This is a genomic window from Microbacterium sp. EB106-03-03-XG65, assembly GCF_058791955.1.
Window position 1 is genome coordinate 1,843,986 of sequence record NZ_JBYTEB010000001.1, and the last position, 24,055, is coordinate 1,868,040.

The 24,055-nt window shown below is 68.5% G+C and carries 26 protein-coding genes; 12 read left to right on the top strand and 14 right to left on the bottom strand.

From position 1 onward, the window contains the following. Window positions 1–52: 52 nt before the first annotated feature. Entirely contained in the window at window positions 53–1,120 is a 1,068-nt protein-coding gene (locus AC3WS6_RS08590) for an NADH:flavin oxidoreductase/NADH oxidase (RefSeq protein WP_492500618.1), read from the bottom strand. 56 nt (window positions 1,121–1,176) lie between these two features. Between AC3WS6_RS08590 and AC3WS6_RS08595 the strand changes: the two genes are divergently transcribed. The 5 genes from AC3WS6_RS08595 to AC3WS6_RS08615 are packed head-to-tail and all read left to right on the top strand — an operon-like array spanning window position 1,177 to window position 5,469. Next, window positions 1,177–2,013 carry an NAD(P)H-hydrate dehydratase gene (locus AC3WS6_RS08595; RefSeq protein WP_492500619.1) on the top strand — a complete coding sequence of 279 codons (837 nt, stop codon included), beginning with the start codon at window positions 1,177–1,179 and terminating at the stop codon, window positions 2,011–2,013. A gap of 23 nt (window positions 2,014–2,036) precedes the next feature. Continuing rightward, window positions 2,037–3,251 (top strand): hypothetical protein, encoded by a 1,215-nt coding sequence (locus tag AC3WS6_RS08600; protein WP_492500620.1) that lies wholly within the window; start codon window positions 2,037–2,039, stop codon window positions 3,249–3,251. Between the two features lie 3 nt (window positions 3,252–3,254). Continuing rightward, window positions 3,255–3,587 (top strand): thiamine-binding protein, encoded by a 333-nt coding sequence (locus AC3WS6_RS08605; RefSeq protein WP_492500621.1) that lies wholly within the window; start codon window positions 3,255–3,257, stop codon window positions 3,585–3,587. A 9-nt stretch (window positions 3,588–3,596) separates the two neighbouring features. Then, window positions 3,597–4,814, top strand: a complete 1,218-nt coding sequence (locus AC3WS6_RS08610) for an MFS transporter (protein ID WP_492500622.1) — start codon at window positions 3,597–3,599, stop codon at window positions 4,812–4,814. 28 nt (window positions 4,815–4,842) lie between these two features. Further along, window positions 4,843–5,469 (top strand): NUDIX hydrolase, encoded by a 627-nt coding sequence (locus AC3WS6_RS08615; RefSeq protein WP_492500623.1) that lies wholly within the window; start codon window positions 4,843–4,845, stop codon window positions 5,467–5,469. Here AC3WS6_RS08615 and metX read toward each other — a convergent pair. From metX to AC3WS6_RS08630, 3 genes are all read right to left on the bottom strand, one after another. Next, window positions 5,466–6,674: a homoserine O-acetyltransferase MetX gene (metX, locus tag AC3WS6_RS08620; RefSeq protein WP_492500624.1), complete on the bottom strand. Its 1,209-nt coding sequence runs from the start codon at window positions 6,672–6,674 to the stop codon at window positions 5,466–5,468. The two genes, AC3WS6_RS08615 and metX, sit on opposite strands and share 4 nt — an antisense overlap. Window positions 6,675–6,792: 118 nt before the next feature. Next, complete coding sequence (locus AC3WS6_RS08625; protein ID WP_492500625.1) at window positions 6,793–8,115, bottom strand: bifunctional o-acetylhomoserine/o-acetylserine sulfhydrylase; 1,323 nt, start codon at window positions 8,113–8,115, stop codon at window positions 6,793–6,795. A 140-nt stretch (window positions 8,116–8,255) separates the two neighbouring features. Further along, on the bottom strand, window positions 8,256–8,846 hold the full coding sequence (locus AC3WS6_RS08630; protein ID WP_492500626.1) for a TetR/AcrR family transcriptional regulator: 591 nt from the start codon (window positions 8,844–8,846) through the stop codon (window positions 8,256–8,258). Between the two features lie 32 nt (window positions 8,847–8,878). Between AC3WS6_RS08630 and AC3WS6_RS08635 the strand changes: the two genes are divergently transcribed. The 4 genes from AC3WS6_RS08635 to AC3WS6_RS08650 are packed head-to-tail and all read left to right on the top strand — an operon-like array spanning window position 8,879 to window position 11,974. Then, complete coding sequence (locus tag AC3WS6_RS08635) at window positions 8,879–9,829, top strand: DMT family transporter (protein ID WP_492500627.1); 951 nt, start codon at window positions 8,879–8,881, stop codon at window positions 9,827–9,829. A 26-nt stretch (window positions 9,830–9,855) separates the two neighbouring features. Continuing rightward, on the top strand, window positions 9,856–10,638 hold the full coding sequence (locus AC3WS6_RS08640; protein ID WP_492500628.1) for an SDR family oxidoreductase: 783 nt from the start codon (window positions 9,856–9,858) through the stop codon (window positions 10,636–10,638). Window positions 10,639–10,641: 3 nt separating this feature from the next. Continuing rightward, entirely contained in the window at window positions 10,642–11,352 is a 711-nt protein-coding gene (locus tag AC3WS6_RS08645) for a uracil-DNA glycosylase (RefSeq protein WP_492500629.1), read from the top strand. Between the two features lie 4 nt (window positions 11,353–11,356). Next, window positions 11,357–11,974 (top strand): GNAT family N-acetyltransferase, encoded by a 618-nt coding sequence (locus AC3WS6_RS08650; RefSeq protein WP_492500630.1) that lies wholly within the window; start codon window positions 11,357–11,359, stop codon window positions 11,972–11,974. A gap of 19 nt (window positions 11,975–11,993) precedes the next feature. On the opposite strand, the gene AC3WS6_RS08655 is transcribed toward AC3WS6_RS08650, so the two are convergent. The 6 genes from AC3WS6_RS08655 to AC3WS6_RS08680 all read right to left on the bottom strand — a co-directional run bounded on the left by AC3WS6_RS08655 (window position 11,994) and on the right by AC3WS6_RS08680 (window position 18,000). Then, window positions 11,994–12,788, bottom strand: coding sequence for an ABC transporter ATP-binding protein (locus AC3WS6_RS08655; RefSeq protein ID WP_492500631.1), 795 nt, complete (start codon window positions 12,786–12,788; stop codon window positions 11,994–11,996). Then, window positions 12,785–13,645 carry an ATP-binding cassette domain-containing protein gene (locus AC3WS6_RS08660; RefSeq protein ID WP_492500632.1) on the bottom strand — a complete coding sequence of 287 codons (861 nt, stop codon included), beginning with the start codon at window positions 13,643–13,645 and terminating at the stop codon, window positions 12,785–12,787. Before AC3WS6_RS08660 ends, AC3WS6_RS08655 begins: the two co-directional genes overlap by 4 nt. Further along, entirely contained in the window at window positions 13,642–14,508 is an 867-nt protein-coding gene (locus AC3WS6_RS08665; protein WP_492500633.1) for an ABC transporter permease, read from the bottom strand. The genes AC3WS6_RS08660 and AC3WS6_RS08665 overlap by 4 nt, the downstream gene beginning before the upstream one ends. Further along, the gene (locus AC3WS6_RS08670; RefSeq protein ID WP_492500634.1) at window positions 14,508–15,455 is read right to left on the bottom strand and encodes an ABC transporter permease; all 948 of its coding nucleotides are present in this window, start codon (window positions 15,453–15,455) and stop codon (window positions 14,508–14,510) included. Before AC3WS6_RS08670 ends, AC3WS6_RS08665 begins: the two co-directional genes overlap by 1 nt. Before the next feature lie 16 nt (window positions 15,456–15,471). Beyond that, the gene (locus AC3WS6_RS08675) at window positions 15,472–16,986 is read right to left on the bottom strand and encodes an ABC transporter substrate-binding protein (protein ID WP_492500635.1); all 1,515 of its coding nucleotides are present in this window, start codon (window positions 16,984–16,986) and stop codon (window positions 15,472–15,474) included. Between the two features lie 93 nt (window positions 16,987–17,079). Beyond that, entirely contained in the window at window positions 17,080–18,000 is a 921-nt protein-coding gene (locus tag AC3WS6_RS08680; protein ID WP_492501474.1) for an alpha/beta fold hydrolase, read from the bottom strand. A gap of 171 nt (window positions 18,001–18,171) precedes the next feature. Here AC3WS6_RS08680 and AC3WS6_RS08685 point away from each other — a divergent pair, with 171 nt between their 5' ends. From AC3WS6_RS08685 to AC3WS6_RS08695, 3 genes are read left to right on the top strand one after another with little or no spacing between them, the layout of a single operon-like run. After that, the gene (locus AC3WS6_RS08685) at window positions 18,172–18,648 is read left to right on the top strand and encodes a carboxymuconolactone decarboxylase family protein (RefSeq protein ID WP_492500636.1); all 477 of its coding nucleotides are present in this window, start codon (window positions 18,172–18,174) and stop codon (window positions 18,646–18,648) included. Then, entirely contained in the window at window positions 18,645–19,379 is a 735-nt protein-coding gene (locus AC3WS6_RS08690) for a tyrosine-protein phosphatase (protein WP_492500637.1), read from the top strand. The genes AC3WS6_RS08685 and AC3WS6_RS08690 overlap by 4 nt, the downstream gene beginning before the upstream one ends. A 33-nt stretch (window positions 19,380–19,412) precedes the next feature. After that, complete coding sequence (locus AC3WS6_RS08695) at window positions 19,413–19,883, top strand: SIP domain-containing protein (protein ID WP_492500638.1); 471 nt, start codon at window positions 19,413–19,415, stop codon at window positions 19,881–19,883. Here AC3WS6_RS08695 and AC3WS6_RS08700 read toward each other — a convergent pair. The 4 genes from AC3WS6_RS08700 to AC3WS6_RS08715 all read right to left on the bottom strand — a co-directional run bounded on the left by AC3WS6_RS08700 (window position 19,841) and on the right by AC3WS6_RS08715 (window position 24,031). Beyond that, window positions 19,841–20,320, bottom strand: coding sequence for a Fe-S oxidoreductase (locus AC3WS6_RS08700; RefSeq protein ID WP_492500639.1), 480 nt, complete (start codon window positions 20,318–20,320; stop codon window positions 19,841–19,843). The two genes, AC3WS6_RS08695 and AC3WS6_RS08700, sit on opposite strands and share 43 nt — an antisense overlap. Beyond that, window positions 20,317–21,120 (bottom strand): arginase family protein, encoded by an 804-nt coding sequence (locus tag AC3WS6_RS08705; protein WP_492500640.1) that lies wholly within the window; start codon window positions 21,118–21,120, stop codon window positions 20,317–20,319. Before AC3WS6_RS08705 ends, AC3WS6_RS08700 begins: the two co-directional genes overlap by 4 nt. 66 nt (window positions 21,121–21,186) lie before the next feature. Continuing rightward, on the bottom strand, window positions 21,187–21,930 hold the full coding sequence (locus AC3WS6_RS08710) for a PspA/IM30 family protein (RefSeq protein WP_201469425.1): 744 nt from the start codon (window positions 21,928–21,930) through the stop codon (window positions 21,187–21,189). 55 nt (window positions 21,931–21,985) lie between these two features. Then, on the bottom strand, window positions 21,986–24,031 hold the full coding sequence (locus AC3WS6_RS08715) for a TPM domain-containing protein (RefSeq protein WP_492500641.1): 2,046 nt from the start codon (window positions 24,029–24,031) through the stop codon (window positions 21,986–21,988). Between the last annotated feature and the right edge of the window lie 24 nt (window positions 24,032–24,055).

Consider the following 24,055-nt stretch of genomic DNA (forward strand, 5'->3'; position numbering starts at 1 on the left):
CCCTCCACTCGTTCTGAGAGGAGGGCTTCTCTGTGCGTGCCGCGGGCGCGGGTCAGCGCCAGTGCGCCCGCTCGTACTGCGGCGGCCAGGCGATCTCGGCGCCGAGTTCATGAGCCGCCCGCAACGCGAAGTGCGGGTCGCGCAGCCATTCGCGGCCCGCGAAGATCGCGTCGGCGGCTCCCTCTTCGAGCACGTGCTCGGCCTGCTGCGCGGCGGTGATGAGTCCGACGGCCGACACCGGGATCCGGCCACCCTGGCGGACGACTGCCGCAAGAGGAACCTGATACCCCGGATGCACGCTGATCTGCTGGTGCGCGACCAGCCCGCCGCTCGAGACATCGATGAGGTCGGCCCCGCGCTCGGTCGCCCAGCCGGCGACGACAGCCGCTTCCTGCTCATCGAAGCCGCCGTCGGCATGGTCGGTCGCCGAGATGCGCACGAACACGGGCACGGACTCTCCGGCGACGGAGCGGACGGCATCGATGACGCGCAGCAGCAGACGGGCCCGATTCTCGAGGGACCCTCCGTAGTCGTCGTCGCGCAGGTTCGACAACGGTGACAGGAACTGGTGCAGCAGGTATCCGTGCGCCCCGTGGATCTCGAGCACGTCGAAGCCCGCCTCGAGCGCGCGGCGGGCCGACGACGCGAATGCCTCCACGACACGGTCGATCCCCGCGGAGTCGAGCTGCTCCGGGGGCGCGAAACCCTCGAAGGCCACGGCAGAAGGCGCGTGCGTGGTCCATCCGCCCTCGAACGCGGGAACGGAACCCCGGTCGTCGGCCCACGGCCACCACGTCGACGCCTTGCGACCGGCGTGCGCGAGCTGGATGCCGGCGACGGCCCCTCGCGCATGGATCGCCTCGACGATCGGCGTCCAGGCGTCTCGCTGCTCGTCGTTCCAGAGTCCGGCGTCTCGGGGAGAGATCCGTCCCTCGGGAACCACCGCGGTGGCCTCGGCGACGATCAGCCCGGCTCCGCCGGAGGCGAACTGCGCGAGATGTGTGTGGTGCCATTCCTGCACGACGCCGTCGACGGCGCTGTACATGCACATGGGAGAGACCCAGAGTCGGTTGCGGAAGACGGTCGAACGGATGCTCATCGGAGAGAAGAGGATGCTCACCTCTCCGACGTTACCGTCGCGGGAGCAGGGGAGGGCCGGGCGACTAACGTGGAGTCATGCCCGACGCACGTGATTGGTCCCGAGATGATTCCGCACCTCTCGTGCGGGCGCCGGGGCCATCGGACGACAAGTACTCCCGCGGCGTCGTGGGGCTCCGCACCGGATCGTCCGCGTATCCCGGAGCGGCCGTGCTCGGGGTCGAGGCGGCGTGGCGCGCAGGCGCGGGGTTCGTGCGATTCATCGGCGAGGGACGCGCGGCCGACGCGGTGATCGCGCGACGGCCGGAGACCGTCGTGTCCGCACAAGCGGAAGGCGCGCGGGTCGGAGCGTGGGTGATCGGCTCGGGGACGGATCCGGCGGCGAGGAGCGATGCGGACGAACGCGAGCTGCGGGGCATCCTCGACGGGGAGGTTCCGGTCGTGGTCGATGCCGGAGCTCTGGATCTCACGCCCGACGCCACGGCGCCCCTGCTGCTGACTCCCCACGGCCGTGAGTTCGAGCGGTTGCGCGACCTCATCGGTCTGCGGCCGGAGCCCGACAGGGCGAGAGCGGCGTCGGCGATGGCGGTGGCGCTCGGGGCGACCGTGCTGCTCAAAGGCTCGGAGACGCTGATCGCCTCTGCCGAGGGAGCGGTGTTCAGGGTGAGCGCCGGAACCGGGTGGCTCGCGACAGCCGGAACGGGGGATGTGCTGGGCGGTGTGCTCGGCTCGCTGCTCGCCGCGAACCCCGATGCCCCCATCGCGGAGGCGGCCGCGTCCGGTGCCTGGCTGCACGGACATGCCGCCCGCATCGCATCGGCGACGGACGGCGACGGGGCCGGCCTCGGGCATCCGATCCTCGCACTCGACGTCGCGGAGGCGCTTCCCCGCGCGATCGCGGACCTCCTCGCGTGAGTCGGCGAGGAGCGACGAACGTCGTGGTCCTGTGGTGTGCGTTCCTCGCCGTGCACGCGATCGTCGCGGTCTCCGGGTGGATCTTCCCGAGCCAGCCCATGGGCGACGTCGTGCTCGTGTACGAGCCGTGGGCGTCGTCGGCGCTGAGCGGCGGCCCTGTCGTCGGCGTCTCCGAGGCATGGGTGTACCCGCAGCTCGCCCTCGTGCCGATGCTGCTCGCGAAGGTGATCTCGTTGCCCCTGGTGGCGTCGATGGGCGCCTCCGGGGCGTATCTGGTCGCCTGGGCGGTGCTGGTCACGGTGCTCGACGCGCTCGCGTTCGCCGCGCTGAGCGGACGTTCTGCATCCCCCCAGCGTCGGGCGGGGGCGTGGTTCTGGGTTGCGGCTCTGCTTCTGCTCGGACCGATCGCGATGTATCGGATCGACGCGATCGCGGTGCCGCTGGCAGTGGTCGGCGGACTGTGGCTGACACGGCGTCCTGCCGTCGCTGCCGCCCTGCTCACGATCGGCGCCTGGATCAAGATCTGGCCGGCGGCCCTGGTCGTCGCGGCGGTCGTCGCCTCACGGCATCGCATGCGTGTTCTCCTCACCGCTGCCGCAGTGACGGCGGGCGTCATCGGAGTGCTCATGCTGTGCGGTGCCGACACCGAGATCTTCGGATTCCTCACGGCGCAGACGGGGCGAGGCCTGCAGATCGAAGCCGTCGCGGCGACCCCGTTCCTCTGGTCCGCGGTCATGGGTGCGGCGACGATCGAGTACAGCTTCGAGATCCTCACCTTCCAGATCGTCGCTCCGGCCGCTGAGCCCGTCGCCGCCGTGCTGACCCCGCTCATGGTCGTGCTCGTCGCGGCGCTCACGGCCCTCGGCGCGGTCAAGGCGATGCGAGGGGCATCCTTCTCGCGTCTCTTCCCGCCCCTGGCCTACTCACTCGTGCTCGCGCTGATCGTGATGAACAAGGTCGGTTCGCCGCAGTTCACGACCTGGTTGATCGCGCCGGTCATCCTCTGGTTCGTCCTGGACCGGACGCGGGCGGCGGTGCCGTCTGCGACAGTGCTGGCCCTGTGCATGCTGACCTGCCTCGTGTATCCGCTGATGTACGACGCCCTCCTGCGCGCAGATCCGCTGTCCATCGTGGTGCTGACCATCCGCAACCTCCTGCTCGTGGCCGGCCTCGTCATCGGCATCCGCGCCGTCGTCCGGGTACCGGCGACATCCACAACCACCGACACCAGGGAGTGACTCATGCTGATCGCCTTCTCCGTCGCGCCGAGCGGCGCCCCCGCAGACGGCTCCGACCGCTCTGATGCGTCCGTGCACGACGCGGTCGCCGCAGCGGTGCGCGTCGTGCGCGAATCCGGCCTGCCGCACCGGACCACCAGCATGTTCACCGAGATCGAAGGGCCCGACTGGGACTCGGTCATGGACGTCGTCAAGCGCGCGACGGAGGCGGTGATGCCGTTCGGCTCCCGTGTGTCGCTCGTGCTCAAGGCCGACATCCGTCCCGGGTACTCGGGAGAACTGGATGCGAAGATCGAGCGGCTCGAGTCGGCGATCGAGGAGCAGGACGGCCGGTAGACTCGTCGAGTGAATCCCTCGACTGAATCGAGGGGTGCGGCGAAGTGGGCGCTCCTCTCCCTCGCCATCGGCAGCTTCGGCATCGGCATGACCGAGTTCGTGATCATGGGCCTTCTGCCCGAGATCGCCTCGGAGCTGCTGCCCACCCAATGGGCCGCGAGCCCGGAAGATGCGCTCAGCCAGGCCGGCTGGCTCATCTCGCTGTATGCGCTCGGTGTCGTCGTGGGTGCCCCGACGATCGCCGGTTTCGTCGCGCGCTTTCCTCGGCACCGGGTGATGATCGGCCTCGCTGTGGCGCTGACGGTGTTCAACGCCCTCACCGTGGTGCTGCCGACCTTCGAGCTCGTCGGAGCGTCGCGATTCCTCGCCGGTCTGCCGCACGGCGCCTACTTCGGGATCGGCGCGCTGGTCGCAGCCGACGTCATGGGCCCAGGCAAGCGGGCCAAGGGTGTGGCGTTCATCCTCACCGGCCTCACGATCGCCAACGTGGTGGGTGTGCCGTTCGGCACGTTCCTCGGCCAGCAGTTCGGGTGGCGTGCGGCATTCGCCGTGGTCGCGTTCGTCTTCGCGATCGCCACGCTCTGCATCGTGTTTTTCGTGCCGGAGCATCCTGGGTCACCCGGTCGCACGATGCGGGAGGAGCTGGGAGTGTTCCGCATCCCCCAGGTCTGGTTCGCACTCGGCATCGGGGCGATCGGATTCGGCGGCTTCTTCGCGGTGTACAGCTACATCGCGCCCCTCGTCACCGAGGTGTCGGGATCGCCCGAGTGGATGGTCCCGATCGTCCTCGTTCTGATGGGGTTGGGGATGACCGGCGGGAACATCGTCGGCGGACACCTGGCGGACATCGATCTGCGGCGCACCCTGCTGATCGGCCTCGCCGTGCTGGCCCTGGTGCTCGGTCTGCTCGGAGCACTGTCGTTCTGGATCGTCACACTCTGCCTCCTCGTGTTCGTGGTCGGGTTCGTGTCGTCGGTCCTCAGCCCGACGATCCAGACCCGGCTGATGGATGTCGCCGGCGACAACCAGTCCATCGCCGCGGCGCTCAATCACTCCGCGCTCAACATCGGCAACAGCCTCGGCGCATTCCTCGGCGGCGTGGTGATCGCCGCGGGATGGGGATTCACCGCCCCGTCGTGGACCGGTGCGCTCCTCGCCGTCGCGGGTCTCGTGATCGCGCTCGTGTCGTATCGGCTCGACGCCCGGAGAGCGGTCGTCTCGTCCTGAACCTCGGCCCTCGTCGTAGAGTGACGAGATGAGCGCCCCCGACGAGTTGCCGATAGCCGGTACCGTCGTGCTGCTGCGCCGAGGCGGGAGAGGCGTCGAGGTGCTGTTGATCCGGCGACCGACTCGCGGCTCGTTCCCCGGTGCCTGGGTGTTTCCGGGCGGCAAGGTCGAGAGCGAAGACCGCGTGCCGGGGGCAGCGGAGGTGGAGGATGCTCGGCGTGCAGGCGTGCGCGAGACCTTCGAAGAGGTCGGGCTTTCGGTCGTCGGGCCGATCAGATCGCTGTCCCTCTGGCAGCCGCCGCCGGACGCGCCGGTGCGGATCCGTACGTGGTTCTTTCTCGCCGAGGCCCCCGCCGATGCGCCGTTGGTTCTCGCCCCGGACGAGGTAGAGGAGGCCGCATGGGTCACGCCCGCTGCGGCGCTGCAGCGTCATGGCACAGGGGAGTGGACGCTCTTCCCACCGACCTGGGTCACGCTCCACCGCCTGAGTCGCCACGAGACGGTGAGCGACGCCCTCGAGGCTGTCGGCACCCCGGAGACGTACTCGACCCGCATCGAGCGCACGGATGCGGGCACCGCCTTCGTCTGGGACTCTCTGCGGCTCGAGGCGGGCGTGCTGCCCTGGCGGATCAGCGAGCGAGAGCGTGGCACCTAGGCGGCGAGCAGCCTGCGCAGGTGGCCTCCCACCGCCTCGGTCTCGATGAGGAAGCCGTCGTGGCCGAAGTCGCTCGCGAGCACGACCGCCTCGTTGCCGTCAAGGGTGCGGGGTATGCCGCGAGCGATGCGATGCTGGCCGTCGATGGGGAACAACCGGTCGCTGTCGATGCCGAGCACGAGCGTGGTCGCCGTGACCGAGCGCAGCGCCTCCTCGACGCCGCCCCTGTCGCGCCCCACGTCGTGGGAGTTCATCGCCTCGACGAGCGTGACGTAGCTGTTCGCATCGAACCGGCGGGTGAATTTGTTGCCGTGGAAGTCGAGATACGACTCGACGGCGAAGCGTCCTCCGTGGCCGAGAGGTGACACACCCGACTGCCACGAGCGCTGGAAGCGCTGGTTGAGCTCGATCGGGCTGCGGTAATTCAACAGAGCCATGCGGCGGGCGAGCGCGAGGCCACGATGGGGCCCGTCGCCGTCGGCGAGGTCGTAGTACTCGCCTCCCTGGAAACGAGGATCCATGCGGATCGTCTCGAGCTGCACGGTGTTGAGCGCGATCTGATCGGCGGTGGTGATCGGCGGTGACGAGAGCACGGCCAGTCGCTGTACTCGCTGCGGGTGCATGACGGCCCACTCGAGCGCATGCATCCCGCCCATCGATCCGCCGATGACTGCGGCCCAGGAATCGATGCCGAGAGCATCGGCCAGGCGTACCTGCGCCGCGACCTGATCGCGGATCGTCAGGTACGGAAAACGAGACCCCCACTCGTATCCCGACGGGGCGATGCTGGCGGGCCCTGTGGATCCCTGGCATCCGCCGAGCATGTTCGGCGCGATCACGAACCAGCGGTCGGTGTCGAGGGGGGCACCGGGACCTGCGACGTCCTCCCACCAGCCGGCGGTCGGGTGTCCGGCGCCCGCGCTGCCCCGCACATGACTGTCGCCGGTGAGCGCATGCAGCACGAGGATCGCGTTGTCGCGTGCATCGTTCAGTTCGCCCCAGGTCTCGAAGGCGAGGCGGATGCCGGGGAGTTCTGCTCCGCTCTCGGTGCGGAAGGCGCCGAACGACGCGAAACGCCTGTCGCCTGCGGGATCCCCATCCCGCCAGGCGCCCGTCGCGGGTGGGCGTGCACGGAGAAGACGCACGTCGGCCTCCGTCACGGGCGCTGAAGGCACCGTGTCCTCGGAAGTCGTCTGCCAGTCCATGGTTCCATTCTCGCCTGGTCGGTCGCGGCTCGGACGAAGGTTACGCCTGTGTGCGCCGCGTGAACGCAGAAGCGCCCCGGACCGGAGTCCGGGGCACCTCTGTCGTCACGAGGGTGAATCAGGCGCGGGCGGCCTCCGACACGCGACGCGCGGCACCGAGCGCCTCGTCGAGGTCTGCCTTCAGGTCGTCGACGTTCTCGATGCCGACCGACAGGCGCACGAGGCCGGGCGTGACGCCGGCGGTGAGCTGCTGCTCGGGGGTGAGCTGAGCGTGGGTGGTCGATGCCGGGTGGATCACGAGAGAGCGCACGTCGCCGATGTTGGCGAGGTGGCTGAACAGCGACAGGCTGTTGACGAACTCGCGACCGGCTTCGACGCCGCCCTTGAGCTCGAACGAGAGCACGGCGCCGACACCCTTGGGCGCGTACTCGTTCGCCTTGGCGTACCAGGGCGAGGAAGGCAGGCCCGAGTAGTTGACAGACGCGACGTCGTCACGACCGTCCAGCCATTCGGCGATCTCCTGGGCGTTCTGCACGTGACGCTCGATGCGGAGAGACAGCGTCTCGATGCCCTGGATGAGGTTCCAGGCGCTCTGCGGGGCGATCGCCGAACCGAGGTCGCGGAGCAGCTGCACACGTGCCTTGATGATGTAGGCGAGCGGGTCTCCCACCGCCGCCGTGTAGCTGGCGCCGTGGTACGAGGGATCGGGCTCGGTGAGACCGGGGAACCGCTCCACGTTCTTCGACCACTCGAATGAGCCGCCGTCGATGATCACTCCGCCGATGGTCGTGCCGTGACCCCCGAGGAACTTGGTGACGGAGTGCACGACGATGTCGGCGCCGTGCTCGAACGGGCGGATCAGGTACGGCGTCGCGATGGTGTTGTCGACGATCAGCGGCACGCCGCCCTCGTGGGCCACGTCTGCGACGGTGCGGATGTCGAGGATGTTGATCTGCGGGTTGCCGATGGTTTCGGCGAAGAACAGCTTCGTGTTGGGGCGCAGCGCGCGGCGCCACTCTTCGGGGTCGTCCTGGTTCTCGACGAAGGTGACCTCGATGCCGAGCTTCGCGAGCGTGTACTTGAACAGGTTGTACGTGCCGCCGTAGATGGAGCTGGACGACACGATGTGGTCGCCCGCCTGGGCGATGTTCAGGACCGCGAAGGTCGACGCCGCCTGGCCGCTGGAGAGGACGAGGGCGCCGGTGCCCCCCTCGAGCGCCGCGAGGCGCTGCTCCAGGACGTCCTGGGTCGGGTTCTGGATGCGGGTGTAGATGTTTCCGAACTCGGCCAGTGCGAACAGGTTGGCCGCGTGGTCGGCGCTGTCGAACACGTACGACGTGGTCTGGTAGATCGGCGTGGCGCGGGCCTTGGTCACGGGGTCGGGAGCAGCGCCGGAGTGGATCTGCTTGGTCTCGAAACGCCAGGTCTCGGGTGCGGACATGTGTTCCCCCTGGAACTGTTGGAAGGTCGATACGGCTGATGCCGTTGCAGCGAGAGTACGGAACATCCGTCCCTGTCAACAGTCGGAGGGAAATGTGACGTAACGAACCCGAGGGTTTCTCGGCAGCGAGAACCCTGCCCTCACGCCTGTGCGAGCAGGGTGGCGGCCCAGGTGCGAGCGACCGAGAACGGCTCGGCGAACGTCGCCATCCCCACGGTGACGATGGCGCCTTCGTAGAGCAGCATCATCGCCTTCGCCGTCGCTTCCGGGTCGCGCAGGCCCGCCTCCGAGCAGAGCTCGCGGAACACGTCGAGCAGCCAGGTCTTCTGTCTCGAGACCTCAGGGAACACCGGATGCTCATCGTTCCCCTCGCCGATCTCGGCCCGGGCATTGATCGCACTGCACCCTTTGGGGCTGTTCTCGCCCGACCACGAGATCGCGGCATCGAAGATCGCGAGTATCCGGTCGGGTCCCGGCGCGGGTACTCGCGCGAGCTCTGCCGCCACGTGCTCGCGCCAGCGTGCATCCCGGTGCTGCAGGTACGCGACCACGAGGGCCTCCTTCGACCCGAAGCGGTCGTACAGAGTCTTCTTCGTGACGCCGGCGGCTTCGGCGATCGTGTCGACGCCGACCGCGTGGAGGCCGTGCTCGTAGAAGAGCCGAGATGCGGCGTCCAGCACGCGTCGACCCCCGGGGGTCAGGGGAGCGAGCTCGGGAACGGGCGAGGTCATGTTCCGACTATACCAATCTGTATAGTCGGAGGATGAGTAAACAGATCGGTATACTTTCGCGCTCGGTGACCGTCGTCGCCTGCGCCCTGTTCATCGCGACCTGGAGCTCGGGCTTCATCATTCCGGCCTTCGCCACCGTCGAGGTCTCGCCGCTGACCCTTCTGGTGTGGCGATTCATGCCCCTGTCTGTCGTGCTGCTCGCAGTGACTCTGGCCTCGGGGCGGCTCGAGGGGATCAGCGTGCGTGATCTGCGCGCGCAGGCCACCGTGGGGCTGTTCGCGCAGTTCGGATACTGCATCGCCGTCTACGGAGCGGTGGCCGCCGGCATCGCGACCGGAACCGTCGCCCTCATCGACGCCGTGCAGCCCCTCGTCATGGCCGCACTCGTCGGACCCGTGCTGGGGCTGCGCGTCCGAGGCTCCCAATGGATCGGGCTGGGCATCGGGGCGATCGGGGTGCTTCTCGTCGTGCAGTCTCAGCTCGGCTCGTCGGCGGCGAGTCCTCTGGCCTATCTGCTGCCGGCAGCGGCGATGGGGTGTCTCATCGTCGGCACGCTCCTGCAGCGCCGATCAGAGGTCGCAGGCAGCGTGATGGCGACGCTGACGATCCATGTGACGGTCACTGCCGTGATACTCCTCGTGATCACGATCGTCACGGGAACGCTGGTCCCGCCCGCCTCGGCGACCTTCTGGCTCGCCGTGCTGCTGACAGCCGTGTTCCCCACCGTCGCGGCATACGGCCTGTACTGGTGGCTCCTGCGGCGCGTGGGCATCACGGCGTTGCAGGCACTGCTGTTCCTGATCGCGCCCGCCACCTCTCTCGCTGGCGGCGTTCTGCTCGGCGAGGCGGTCACGGTGGTCACCGGCGCCGGGTTCGTGCTCTGCGGCGTCGGTGTCGCCATCGTCCTTCTCGGCGAACGACGCGCCGACCGGGCGGCAGCATCGGCTGCAGAACGCGACCCGGCGGTGCCGGATGCGCGATGACGGGCGGAACATCGTACGGTGGAGGCATGGCTAACAGGCGTGCAGTGGTGACAGGTGCGAGCTCCGGGATCGGGGAGGCGACGGTTCGTGCGCTGCGAGCCCGAGGATGGGACGTGGTCGGGGTGGCGAGGCGCGCCGACAGGCTCGCTGCGCTGTCGGCCGAGACGGGGGCGTCGACCATCGCATGCGACCTCACGGATGCCGAGGCAGTGGCAGCGCTCGTCGACGAGTTGCGCGCCTCCGGGCCCGTGAACGCGCTGGTACAGGTCGCCGGCGGTGCGCGCGGCACCGATCGAGTGGAAGACGCGTCGATCGATGACTGGAAGTGGATGTACGACGCGAACGTTCTCTCCAGCCAGCGTCTCGCGGCGGGTCTGCTGCCGCTGCTGCGTCTGGCGGCTTCGTCCGACGGGCATGCCGACACGCTGTTCGTCACATCGACCGCGGCACAGGTCGCGTATGCCGGTGGTGGCGGGTACAACGCCGCGAAAGCCGCGGAGTCGATGCTCGTTCACGCGCTGCGTCTCGAGCTCAACGGCGAGCCGATCCGGGTCTCGGAGGTCGCGCCTGGGCTGGTGCACACCGAGGAGTTCACGCTGAACAGATTGAGGGGCGACAAGGTCGCGGCCGAAGCGGTGTACTCGGGCGTGGAAGAGCCGTTGGTCGCCGCTGACGTCGCCGACGTGATCGCCTATGCCTTGGACGCGCCGAGCCACGTGAACCTCGATCTGATCACGATGCGTCCGGTCGCCCAGTCGGCGAACCACCTGCTCGCCCGCGGTCCGCTGCGCGTGCGTCCGATCGACTGACGCATGACCGCACGCACTCTCGCGCAGCTCGCGGACGAGGGGACGATGGATCGGGGCTGGGCCGAGGCGCTGGCTCCTGCGCAGGACGTGATCACCGAGCTGGGCGAGCGGCTGCGAGCCGAACAGGCCGCCGGGCACGGCTACCTGCCCGCGGGAGAGCACGTGCTCCGAGCGTTCAGCCGGCCGCTCGCCGATGTGCGGGTGCTGATCACGGGACAGGACCCGTATCCGACACCGGGGCATCCGATCGGGCTGTCGTTCGCAGTCGACCGCGACGTGCGACCGCTGCCGCGCAGTCTCGTCAACATCTACCGGGAACGGGAGAGCGACCTCGGCATCCCGCCCGCCCCGCACGGCGACCTCACCGCGTGGAGCGATCAGGGCGTGCTCCTGCTGAACCGGGTGCTGACCGTGCGCCCCGGGCAGGCCGCGTCACACCGGGGATGGGGGTGGGAGAAGGTCACCGAGCTCGCCATCCGTGCGCTCGCCGCCCGAGAGCAGCCGCTCGTCGCTGTGCTGTGGGGCAACGACGCCGCGAAGCTGCAGCCGATGCTCGGTTCCACTCCGGTGATCGTCTCGGCACACCCGTCTCCGCTCTCTGCGAGCCGTGGCTTCTTCGGCTCTCGGCCGTTCTCCCGCGCGAACGATCTGCTGGATCAGCTCGGTGCGACGCCCGTCGACTGGCGCGTCGACGGTGAGCTGCCTTTAAGCTGATCGCATGCAGTTCGAGCCCGGTGACCGCCGCCGCGTGCTGCCGCGCCACCTGCGCCCGCAGCCGGCCCTCGAGGTGTTCTCCTATTCGATCCGCGCGGCGCGGTCGGCAGACCTCCCGCACGTGCGCGAGATCTACAACCATTTCGTCAGCAACTCCGTCGTCACTCTCGACGAAAGACGCAGCAGCATTCCGTACTGGCGCGACAAGCTCGCGCTGCTGAACAGACTCGAGCTGCCGTTCCTCGTCGCCGTCTCGCCCGCGGGTGCGGTGATCGGCTACGCGCTCGCGCAGCCCTGGGCGGGCAAGAATGCGTACCGGTTCACGGTCGAAGACTCGATCTACCTCGGCCCGGGCGCCGGCGGCAAAGGTCTCGGAGCCGCGTTGCTGCAGGCGTTGATCGACGCGTGCGAGAAGCTCGGCATCCGCGAGATGGTGGCGGTCATCAGCGACACCAAAGCCGAGGCCTCCATTCGTCTGCACACGAAGCTCGGGTTCGTCGAAGCAGGTCGCATGGGTCGAGTGGGACACAAGTTCGGTCGCGACCTCGGCACCGTCTACATGCGGCGCGCCCTGCATCCGGTGCGCAGGCGTCGTCTCTTCGGCTCGGCCGCGGCGCGCTGAGGCCCTGCCGCCCCGTTACTCACCCCTCGGCGGCGGGGATGACGGGGATCGCCGCGAGCAGCTTCCGGGTGTAGTCGTGCGTGGGATGCAGCAGCACGTCGGTCATCGTGCCGCGCTCGACGATGCTTCCGTCCTTCATCACCACGACCGTGTCGCAGAGGTTCTGCACGACCCCGATGTCGTGCGACACCAGCACGAGAGTCAGATCGGTCGTGCGTCTGAGCTCGATGAGGAGTTCAAGGATCTGCGCCCGCACGGTCACGTCGAGCGCGGAGAGCGGCTCATCGCCGACCAGGATGCGGGGGCGATGCGCGATCGCCCGCGCGAGCGCGATGCGCTGGCGCTGCCCGCCCGAGAACTCGTGCGGATACCGGTCGGCCATGTCGGGCTCGAGACCGACATCCGTGAGCACTTCCCGGATGCGCGCTGCATGATCGCCCTCGATGCGCAGCGCCCGGAGAGGCTCTCGGATGATCTGTCCGGCCGTCATCCGGGGGTCGAGCGATGCATACGGATCCTGGAAGACGAGACCCGTCTGACGGCGCAGCCAGTGCAGCGACGTCGCCGGAGCGGCCGCATTCACCGCCCGGCCGCCGACCATGACGCTTCCGGCTGTCGGCCGGTCGAGACCCAGCAGCAGGCGCACGAGCGTCGACTTGCCTGACCCCGACTCTCCGATGATGCCCAGCGCCGAGCCCTCGGTGATGTCGAGATCGGTCGGCGCGAGCGCTGTCTGCACGCGCGCCCTGCCGAAGACCGAGCTCCTCGGCAGGGCGAAGTCGCGGCGCAGTCCGCGCGCCTCGATCAGGCTCATCGTGCATCTCCGTGAGGACGCCACACCGTCGCCGTGGCGTCGCGCAGAAGCCCCTGTGTCACGGGCGACGACGGAGCGGTCAGGAGAGTGCTCACCGACGCGTTCTCGACGACGCGTCCGTGCTCGAGCACGACGCCCTGTGTGGCGACCTGTGCGAGCACGGCGAGGTCGTGGGTGATGAACGCGAGTGACATGCCCTCTTCCTCGACCAGCCGCAGCAGCAGAGCCAGGATCTCCGCCTGGATCGTGACATCGAGGGCCGTGGTGGGCTCATCGGCGATGAGGAGGCGGGGGCGGCAGGCCAGGGCCATAGCGATCGCCACCCGTTGACGCTGTCCTCCCGAGAGCTGATGCGGATACCGGTCGACGATGCCTGCAGGGTCGGGGAGGCGCACGCGCGCGGCCTCTTCGATGGCCCGTTCGCGCGCTTCGCGTCGACCGATGCCCTCATGGATCCGGACGGACTCTGCGATCTGCCTGCCCACCGTACGGATCGGATTCAGTGCGGTACGGGGCTCCTGGAACACGATTCCGATCTCGTCGCCGCGGAGCCTCGCGAGCTCACGATCGGGGAGACCGATGAGTTCCGTGCCCTCCCAGCGGATGCTGCCCGAGGCCTGCGCCCCCTCGGGCAGGAGCCCGAGGATCGCCAGCGCCGTGAGCGATTTGCCCGAACCCGACTCGCCGATGAGGCCGATTCGGCTGCCGTCGGGCACGTCGAACGAGACGCGATCGACGACTCGTCGCCCGTCGATCTCCACGACGAGATCCCGGACCTCGAGACCGTCTGACTGTGCCGTCCGTGCATCGGACACGCCCGCCGGACGGCGTTCTGCAGACGAGGATGAGCGCGTCATGAGACCACCGCCGGGATGTGGGTTTCGGCTGAGCGATGCCGCAGGGTCGGGTCGGTGGCCTCGCGGAGTCCGTCGCCGAGCAGATTGAGGGCGAGCACCGTGATGGTGATCGCAAGTCCCGGCCAAATCACCGAGAGCGGGTGCACGCCGATGTACCGCTGCAGATCGGACAGCAGCAGGCCCCAGCTGGGCTCCACGACCGAGGCGCCGAAACCGAGGTACGACAGGCCCGCTTCGGCGAGCACTGCGACCGCCATCGACCACGACAGCTGCACGATGAACACGGGTGCGACGTTCGGGAGCAGATGGCGTGTCAGGCTCTGCACGCTCGTGACCCCCGCCGCACGGGCAGCCACGATGAAGTCGCTCTGCTGCACTCGGCGCAGCTCGGGCCGGGTGACGCGAGCGATGTTGACGCCGAAACCGATGCCCACCGACCAGATCACGACCCACAGCGAACCACCCCACACCGAGGAGATCATCATGGCGATCAGCAGCACGGGGAACGCGATGAGGATGTCGACGAGCACGGCGACCGTCTCGCGCAGCCATCGCGCGGTGAGAGCGCCGAGGGCGGCCAGAGCGACGCCCACGAGCGTGGCGATGACGCCCGCTCCGATGCTGACGAAGACCGTCGTCCGCGCGCCCGCCATGAGCACGCTCAGGATGTCGCGACCGGTGTCGTCGGTGCCGAGCAGATGCGGCCAGCCGGGCGTCGACCACCGGGCGCGGACATCGGAGTACTGGGGGTCGAACGGTGTCCAGAACATTGAGACGAGCGCGACCGCGGCGACGATCGCAACCACGAGCATCCCGAATCGTCCGGTGGGCGTCTGCCAGAGCCGTACGAGCCAGCGGGGCATCAGGCCTCCCTCTGTCGAGGATCGATCGCGCGGTGGAGCAGATCGACGAGGAATCCGACGACCAGCACGAAACCCGTGAGCACGAGCAACTCGCTCTGCACCTTCACGAGGTCGCGGGTTCCCACGTCGGCCACCAGCATCCGGCCGATGCCGGGAAGCGTGAAGAGCTGCTCGATCACGACTGCGCCGACGATGATCCCCGCGACCTGCAGACCGAGCACCGTGATGATCGACAGGCCGACGGCGGGGATCCCGTGCGAGATCAACGCTCGATTCCTGGTGAGTCCTTTCGCGGCAGCCGTGCGCACGAAGTCCTGGCTCGCGGCCTGGAGGGTGGCGCTCCGGACGAAACGCATCAGCATCGCACCCTCGACGATCCCGATCGTGAGAGCCGGCAGCAGCAGGGCCTCGATCGCCTTGCCCGGCGTACTCCATCCGGTGCGGGGAAAACCCTGAGGGGGCAGCCAGCCGAGCCAGACCGAGAACACCACGATCAGCATCATGCCCGCCCACACCACCGGAACCGCTGCCAGAGTCTGTGCGCCGACGGTGAGCGCCGTACCGCCGCGGCGTCCGCGGCGGAGAGCGGCGAGGATGCCGAAAGGCACGGCGATGAGCACGGCGATCACGAGTGACATGATGCCCAGCGGCACGGTCACCTGGGCCTTCTCGAGAAGCTCGTCGCCGACAGAGGCGCCCGAGAGCAGCGAGGTGCCGAGGTCGCCGCGGAAGAGTCCGCCGATCCACTCGACGTATTGCGCGGACAGCGGGCGGTCGAGCCCGAGGGACTCGCGCAGCGCCTGCACCTCGGCGGGCGACGCCTGAGTGCCGGCGATGAGCTGTGCGACGTCTCCGGGGAAGACGCGCAACGTCAGGAAGATCAGAACGCTCGACACGAGGAGCCCCGCGATGAGCAGGGCCCCTCGGACGAGTACGTAGCGGATCACGAGTGACGGATCGCCGTCACTTCTCTGCGGCGACCGTGACGCCGGCCAGATCGAGGCGCGAGTTGATCGAATCCTCGGGGAAGCCCGAGACCAGGGGGCTCACCGCCGTGATCGTCGCGCCGTTGTACAGCCAGTCGGCAGCATGGTCCTCGGAGACGATCCGCGCGGCCTCGGCCAGCAGGTCTGCCGAGGCGTCGGGGTCGACTTCGGCGAGAGCCTGCGTGTACAGAGCCTGGACCTCGGCGTTGTCGTAGCCGAAGTAGTACTCGGGGTCGGCGAAGTTGCCGAAGTCGCGAGGCTCGACGTGCAGCACGAAGCTCAGGTCGTAATCGTGATTGGTGTACACGTCCTCCAGCCACGCGGGGAACTCGACGGAGTCGACCTTGAGCGTCACGCCCACCTTCTGGAAGTCCGAGATGAGCACCTTGGGCACGGTCGTGCCGTAGAACGTGGGGATCGTGAGCGTCAGCTCGAGGTCCTCCTGGCCGGCCTCGGCGAGCAGTTCCTTGGCCTTCTCGGGATCGTACGAGATCACGTCGGAGAGATCCTCGTATCCCGGGTCGAGCTCGGGGATCGGTCCGTACAGTGCCGTTCCCGAGCCGACGGCCTCGATGAGTGCCTCGTGATCGATCGCTAGGCGGAGGGCCTCACGCACGCGCACATCGTCGAGCGGCGCCTTGGCGTTGTTGAAGGCCAGGGTCGCCTTGTCGGTCGTTCGGCCCGTGGTCAGTGTGAAGGAGTCCTCGAGCTGGGGGGCCAGGTTGGGGTCCACGGCGGTGAGCACCTGAACGCCGCCGTCCAGCGCCGCGTTCACTCCGGCCGAGAAGTCGGGGATGTACTGGAACTCGATCTCGGCCACTCCGGCCGGCTCGCCCCAGTAGGTGTCGTTGCGTGCGAAGGTGATCGCGTTGCCCTTGCTCCACCGGCTCAGAGTGAAGGGCCCCGTGCCGTTCTCCGCCGTCTTGAGGTCGGTGGTGTCACCGGTCTGGAACACGAGTCCCGCGGGCCCCGTCAGAGAGAACAGGAAGTTCTGGTTCGGGGCGCTCAGCACGATCTGCACCGTGGCCGGGTCGGGGGCCGTGATCTGCGTGACCGAGGCGAACTCCGCATTGCCCTGCAGCGTCGCGTCCGTGCGCACGGCCTCGTATGACGAGACGACGTCGGCGGACGTGAGCGGCGTGCCGTTGTGGAAGGTGATGCCCTCGTTCAGCGTGAACGTGTAGGTGAGGCCGTCGGACGACACCTCGTAGTCGCTCGCGAGGCGAGGAACGATCTCGTTCTCCTCGTCACGGCTGACCAACCCCTCGTAGATGTTGTCGATCAGGATCTGCTCGAGAGCAGCGCCGCTCGTGCGGCGGATGTCGAGGTTGGTGGGTTCGAGGACGAGACCGACCTGCAGCGTGGCGTCCGGGTCGGGATCACCGACCGGGGTGGTGGACTCGGGCTCGGCGGTGCCCGTGCAGGCGCTGAGGATGACGGCGCTCGCCGCGATCACGGAGATCAGCGCGAGACGTCGCGTGCGTCGGAACATGAAGTGTTTCCTCTCGGGGCGGCGATTGCTGTGTGCCGGTGGAACGAGCCTAGGGAAGAACGGGGGAGGAGGGCGCGGATTCGGAATGAATCGTCACAGTGCGGATGCCGCCCTCGAGATCAGCGCGGCGAGCTGCACAGGGGCGGTCTCCTGCACATTGTGCGTCGCGTCGACGATGACGACCTCGGCGTGCGGGAGCCGCCTCGCGAACTCCTGCGCGTCCGCGGCGCTCACGAACCCTCGCTCGGCGCGCACCAGAGTCACCGGGACCGAGGTCAGCGCAAGATCGTCCCAGCCTGTCGCGCTCACGGGCGAAGGCGCGTCGGCTCCGCCGGGGGCATGCGCGGCGAGAGTCTGAGCAGCGAGGTGAGCGAAATGGTGCTTCCATTCGATCCGGCCATCGGAGCGCACGCGGGTGTTCAGAAACACTCCGCGCTCCGTCTCGGGCCGTGTTCCGCCGAAGCCGAGTGACATCGCACGCTCGACAAGCTCGTCCCGCGTCTCGAAATCGGTCGGTCCTGCGTAAAACTCGCGCAGGGCAGCCGGACCTGCGGAGGTGTCGATGCCGGGGGTGATGTCGATCACGAGCAGTTCCGCGACGAGATCAGGCCGGTGTGCCGCGAGCGCGGCGGCGGTCAGGCCCCCGAGGGATTGGCCGACCACGAGCTGGGGTGCGTCGGTCCACGCGTCGAGCGCGTCTGCCACATCGAGGGCGAGGTTGCGGGGCGAGTAGTCCGCATCATCGCGCCATGAGGAGTCTCCGTGTCCGGCGAGGTCGATCGCGATCACCGGCATGCCGAGGGCGAGCACGGTCGTGTCCCAGGTGTGGGCATTGAGTCCGGCTCCGTGAAGCAGCGTGATGTGCGGCGATCCCGCGCCGTAGCGCAGCGCGCTGAGACGCCGGCCGTCGGGCAGGCTGTGGGTCACCCGCTCGACCGACGGAGGCTCGACTCCGAGCACTTCGGCCTGCGCGGGGAGATAGCTGAACTCGGAGTTGTCGATCGCCACCTGGATATTCTCCCTGGCATGACGGTTCGCGAGAAATGCAAGACCATAATGCTAAGCCTGAAGCCCAATCTGCCTCACGTTTTGTTCACCATATGCGCGTCGTGCCGGTTGAAACGCATTTCGCTAGCGAGGAACGTGTTCAGCTCGCGGCGTGCATGACGGAATATCATGGGACCCATGAGCGAGACGCGAGTGCACCTCTCCAAGACCGAGCCTGCGGCCTATCAGGCACTCGATGCCTTCGCGCGAACGGTCGGCACGATCTGTGCAGACAACGGCATCGACGACCGGCTCAAAGAGATCGTCATGATCCACTGCTCGCAGCTCAACGGATGCAGCTTCTGCACCCGCCTGCATGCCGATCGGGCGCTCGCCGCCGGGCTCGACACCGACACACTCATGCAGATCGCCACATGGCGGGAGAGCGGCGTGTTCAGCGAGCGGGAGCGCGCCGCGCTCGAACTCGCCGAGGCATTCACCTTCATCGCGGAAGGGGGCATCGCCGACGACGTGTACGACCGCGTCGGCAGCGTCTTCACCGAGAAGGAGTATGCGGCGCTGAGCTGGGCGTGTGTGTCGATCAACGCCTTCAACCGCATCGTCGTCGCCGGCCGGTACCCCGTTCCCCCGCGCGAGCGGAAGGAGCAGGCGTGACCGTTCTCGATGTCGAGGGCGTCACGAACGTTCGTGACGTCGGCGGAATGCCGGCACGGGGAGGCCGTATCCGCTCGGGAGTGCTTCTCCGCTCCGGGCAGCTCTCGGGAGTGAGCACCTCTGGCGCAGAGACGGTACGCAGGGTCGTCTCGCACATCGTCGATCTGCGAGATGGCGAGGAGGTCGCTGCGGAGCCCACGGAGATCCCCGGACCGGACACGACGCATCTGCCGCTGTTCCTCGGTTCGGTGCGGTCGTTCTTCGAGAACGACACGAGTCTGGGGGACCTCTATCTGCACCTGCTCGAAGAGAGTGGCGACCGGCTCGTCGAAGCCATCCGCATCATCGCCAAGGGAGACCCGACTCTCGTGCACTGCACTGTGGGGAAGGATCGCACAGGGGTCACTGTCGCGCTCGCGCTCGCCGCGGTCGAGGCCGACCGTGAGGCGGTCATCGCGGATTACGCACTCACCGAGTCGCAGCTGCCGCCTGAGCGATCACGCAACATCGTCGCGTATCTCCGTTCGCGGCACCCCGAGGCTGTGCACGCCGTCGCGCTCGCGACGGAGTCGCCCGCACCGGTGATGCGCGCACTTCTCGAGAGCGTCGACGCCCGCTGGGGCTCAGCAGCCGACTACCTGCGGGCCAACGGCATGACGGATGCCGAGCTGATCGCGCTGCGTGAGGCTCTCGTCGAGCCCTCTCCGAATTCGGAGCGCGACCAAGGTTAGGCAACCCTTCGCCTGGTGTATCATGGACACATCATGAGCACCTCCCTCGACACCCGCAGCACGCGCGCAGAGCGCCGTGCCGCACGTCGCCGTGCACATCACCTCGTGACGGCGGATGAGAACTCACTGCTCGAACTCGAGACGTTCCTCGCCACGCTGCCGCTGTGCGCCTCAGGCCGAGTGTTCATCGAGGTGCCCGAGGCCGCCGACATCACGGCGATCGATGCACCCGCACGAATGACCGTGACCTGGCTCGCACGTTCCGAGCGGTCGGGCGCCGTCGGCTCCGGACGCTCCTGCTCGCAGGGCCAGGCTCTGGCGCGAGCGACATGCGCCTGGGCAGACGAGATGCTCTGCGATGCTGAGCTCGAGACGAACATCACGCTTCTCGGGGGCTATCTCGGCACGGCAGACATCGTCGATCACCTGACGGGTGCGCTCGGGATCTCGCCGTCGACGATCTACGCTCCCGAGCGATTCGGGCTGCTCTCCACCGACCGCTGAGTCCGGGGGCGCCGCACGTAGTTGCCGTCTTCCAGCCCGGCCTCGATCTCGAAGCGGTTGCGCAGCGGGTCACGTCCGGCGAACAGGTACAGCACGGGCAAGAGGGCACCGTAGCGGAGCCACTGAGCCTTGTGCACGGCTTCGTGCCGCAGGACGGCGTCGGTGGGTCGCGTATCGCCCGTGAGGAAGCATCCGCCGACGCACACGCCGCCGCGGTTGAACGTCCACCGAGGCATGCCGCGGAAGATCCAGAGTCCCGCGCGCCGCTCGACAGGGCCGGTGCTCCAGAGCGATCCCCAGAGCCAGCCCACAGCCGTACCCCACCAATAGCCCAGGCGGGTGAGGGGGGAGCGGAGGAGGAATGAGGGGATGCGGCGATCGAATCGCCGGCCCCGGGCGAGGATGAGCTCGGCGGTCTGACGCCACTCGTCGTTCACGCGACCGCCCCGATCAGCCGCAGCAGGGCACCCAGGTCGTCGACCGCGTCCGCCGGCGAACGGGGCGCGAAGCCGGCGATGGTCGCGCCGGCCAGCGGAACGCGTTCCCGCAGAGCGCGGATCGCGGCGCTCACTGCGGCGGGCGAGAGTCCGAAGGGCACCGCGGAAGACACTCCCGCGAACTCCGCGGGGTCGAGCACATCGACATCGATGTGCACCCAGACTCGGCGGGCTCCGGTGGCTGCGACGGCATCGGCGAGAGCATCGATGCGCTCCAGGTCCTGCACGGACAGCTGAACGAGATCGTCGACGACCTCGACCTCGGCGTCGTCCAGATTGCGCATGCCCACGGCGACCACCCGATCCCGGGGTACGCCCGGTGACAGGGCGAGCTGCGGCTCGCCTTCGCCGAGGACGGCCCGCAGTGCCATTCCCGAGAAGGCGCCGGATGGCGAGGTCTGCGGGGTGTGCAGGTCGCCGTGAGCGTCGAACCAGACGACAGCGACGTCGTCGGTCCCGCCGGGAAGAGCGGCGAGAGCGGCGACGGTCACGCTGCAGTCGCCGCCGATCACGACAGTCCCCTCGGTCGCGACCGCCGCGACCTGCTCGCGCGTGCGAAGCAGGGAGCTCAGCCGCCGAACGCCTGTTCCGAGTGACTCGCCAGCCTCGACGGGCACGTCGAGCACCGTGGTCGCTGCACGGGGAAGATCGCCGGCGATCGCGGACGCGCCGTCGGTCAGCAGCATCGCGCGGGCGGCAGGGGATCCTTGCCACTGCGGGACGACGAGGAATCGCACCATGGTGCCTCCAGCTGTGAAAGAGCGGATGCCCCGGAGCACTCGGCTCCGGGGCATCCGCCCGAGGTGTCAGGACCCTTCGATCGCTCCACGGGGAGCGGAGCCGCCGGCCTTCAGCTCGGCGAGACGAGCCTCGACCTCGGTGAGCTCACCGAGGTCTTCCAGGCTCTCGAACTGAGCATCGAGGCTCGACGCGGCAAGCTCGATCTTGCCCTGGGCAAGGGCCTCCTGACGGCGGACCTTGTCTTCGAAGCGACCCAGCTCGCTGGTCGGATCGAGCACGTTGATCGACGAGACGGCATCCTGCACCTTGGTCTGCGCCTCGGCGACCTTGGCGCGGGCGAGCAGCTCGCTGCGCTTGTTCTTGAGCTCGCCGAGCTTGTCCTTCATGCCGTTGAGGCCGGACTTGAGCTTGTCGACGATCTCGGTCTGCGCGGCGATCTGCGGCTCGGCGCCGGTGGCCTCGCGCTCGGCGCTGATCTGGCGCTGGAGCGCGATCTTGGCGAGGCTGTCGAACTTGTCGGCGTCTGCCGCGTTGCCGCTCGAGCGCATCTCGTCGGCCTTGCGGCTCGCGGCGAGAGCCTTGTTGCCCCACTCGGTGGCCGACTGGACGTCTTCTTCGTGGTCCCGCTCGAGCAGGCGAAGGTTGCCGATGGTCTCGGCGATCGCAGACTCGGCATCGGCGATGCTGTTGGTGTAATCGCGAACGAGCTGGTCGATCATCTTCTGCGGGTCTTCCGCGGAGTCGAGCAGTGAGTTGATGTTCGCCCGGACGAGGGTCGAGATACGTCCGAAGATGGACTGCTTGGTCATGCTGTGTTCCTTTCAGAGGGTCGGAATCGATGTCTGGGAGTCGTGGCGCGTGGTGTCAGAAGCGGCGTCCTCCGGAGCGGCCGCTGCGGCCGCTGGAGCGGCTCCCGCCTCCGCCGCCGAAGCCGGAGCTGCGGAATCCGCCGCCGCCGCTGGAACGCCAGCTGCTGCTGCGCGAGGAACCTCCGCCTCCGCCGCCGGAGAGGAGTCCGCCGATGATCCCGCCGAGGATGTCACCGCCGATGCCGGAGCCCCCGGAGGTGGACCCTCCGCCGAAGATGCTGCCGCCTCCTCCGCCCCAGCCGCTGTCGTACCGGCCCGGGTTCATGGCCTCGACGTCTGCCTGCGCGGAAGCGGTGGCCTGTCGGGCGAGATCGAGCGCACGTCCGGCTTCGGTGAGTGCCGCGTCGGGATTCGAGGACCTCAGGCTCAGGGCCTGCGTCAGAGTCGCGTCGGCCTGCGACAGACGGGTGCGGGCGGTCGAGCCCACTGTGCCGCGTCGAGTCTCGATGTATTCGCGCGCGGCGCGGATCTCGGAGCCGGCCTGCGTCAGAGTCTGCTCGAGCAGCTGCTGGGTGCGCCGCGCACGTTCTGCCGCCTGGGTGCCCTGCGCGATCGCGGCGTCGATCTGAGCGTTCGCCGCGCTGAGTGCCTCGAGCACCCGCTGCGGGCTGCGGGATGTTCCTTCGAGGGCTGCCTGCGCGCTCTGCAGCTGCTGCGCCGTGGCGGCGGCGACCGCACCGATCGCACCTGCGGCATCGGGGAGCTGCTGTGCGGCGGCGATGTCGGTCTGCAATTCGGCCACCAGCGCCCGCGCCTGGGACTCGATGCGGGAGAGCTCGGCTCCGAGCGCGGTGATGGCCTCGACCAGCTGCGTCGCCTGGGCGACCGACTGCTCGGCCGTACGGATCGCGAACGCGGCCTCGCCGGTGCGGCCGGCGGCGATCGCCTGCTGCGCCGCCTCGAGAGAACGATCGGCGAGGGCGGCTCGCTCGTCGGCCTGGCCGGGGTTGTCCGCGACTGTGCTCAGCGCGGTCGCGTCGTAGACCGCAGAGAGCTGAGCCAGCGATGATGCGGCACCCGCGAGAACGGGTGCGAGCGCTGCTCGTTCGCCGCGGACCCGCTCGAGCTCCTGCGGCGCGTTCTGCTCGAGCCTGCGAAGTGCGTCGAACGCCTCGGTGTTCTCATCGAGGACCTCATCGATCTCGTCGCACAGCCGGATGATGCGGATATGCCAGGCGCGGCGATCGTGGACGGTGTCTTCGATCTCGTCATCGAGCTTCTGCTTGAGATCGAAGGCCTCCGACATCTTGGCCCTCGCGGTCTCGAGAGCTCCGCTGAACTCCGAGGTCGCGGCATCGCCGAACTGCGCCACGGCGAAGCCGAGCTCTTCTCGGCTCGAGGTGATCGCATCGTCGGCCTGCACGAGTGCGGCACCCGCCTGCGTCTGCACCTGCTCGTCGGTGAGGGTCGAGAACGGATCGTTTGGATCCGGCTTCTCGGGCATGGCCCCGCGTCGGCGGATCTCAGCGGCGCGGCGCGAGCGGCGCACGAGAGCGATGATCAGCCACACGATCAGACCGAGCGCGATGACGGCGGCCGCGATCAGAGCGGCTCGCACAGCGCCTGCGCCGCCGTCGCCCTCGATCTCGTCTGCGGCGAGGACGATCATCCCCTCCCAGTCCTCCTGTGCGGCGAGGCTCTGGATCTTGTCTTCCACGTCGTCGAGCTTGCTGTCGCTCAGCGGGCCGTCGGGCGCTGCCGAGATGTAGTAGCTGCGTCCGTCCACGGCGATCGCGAGCAGATACTGCTCGGAGCCGAGGTTGTTGTTCTCGGCGACGGTGTCGGCCCAGGCGACGTTGTCGGACGGTGCGGTGAAGTCGTCGACCAGGACGACGAAGAGGTCGGAGGACGAATTCTCACTGAGGGTCTGGAGTCGCGCCTCGACGGCATCTTCCTGGCTCGGGCTGAGGACGTCGGCGTCGTCGGTCACGTATCCCGAGTCGAGCGTCACCGGTTCGGTCGCCGATGCGGCCGAGATCGAGAACGTTCCTGCGGCAGCGGCCGCAGTCAGTGCGGCCAGCGCCAGCCACCGTGTCTTCATCGTCTTCCCTCCGACCGGCAGCCG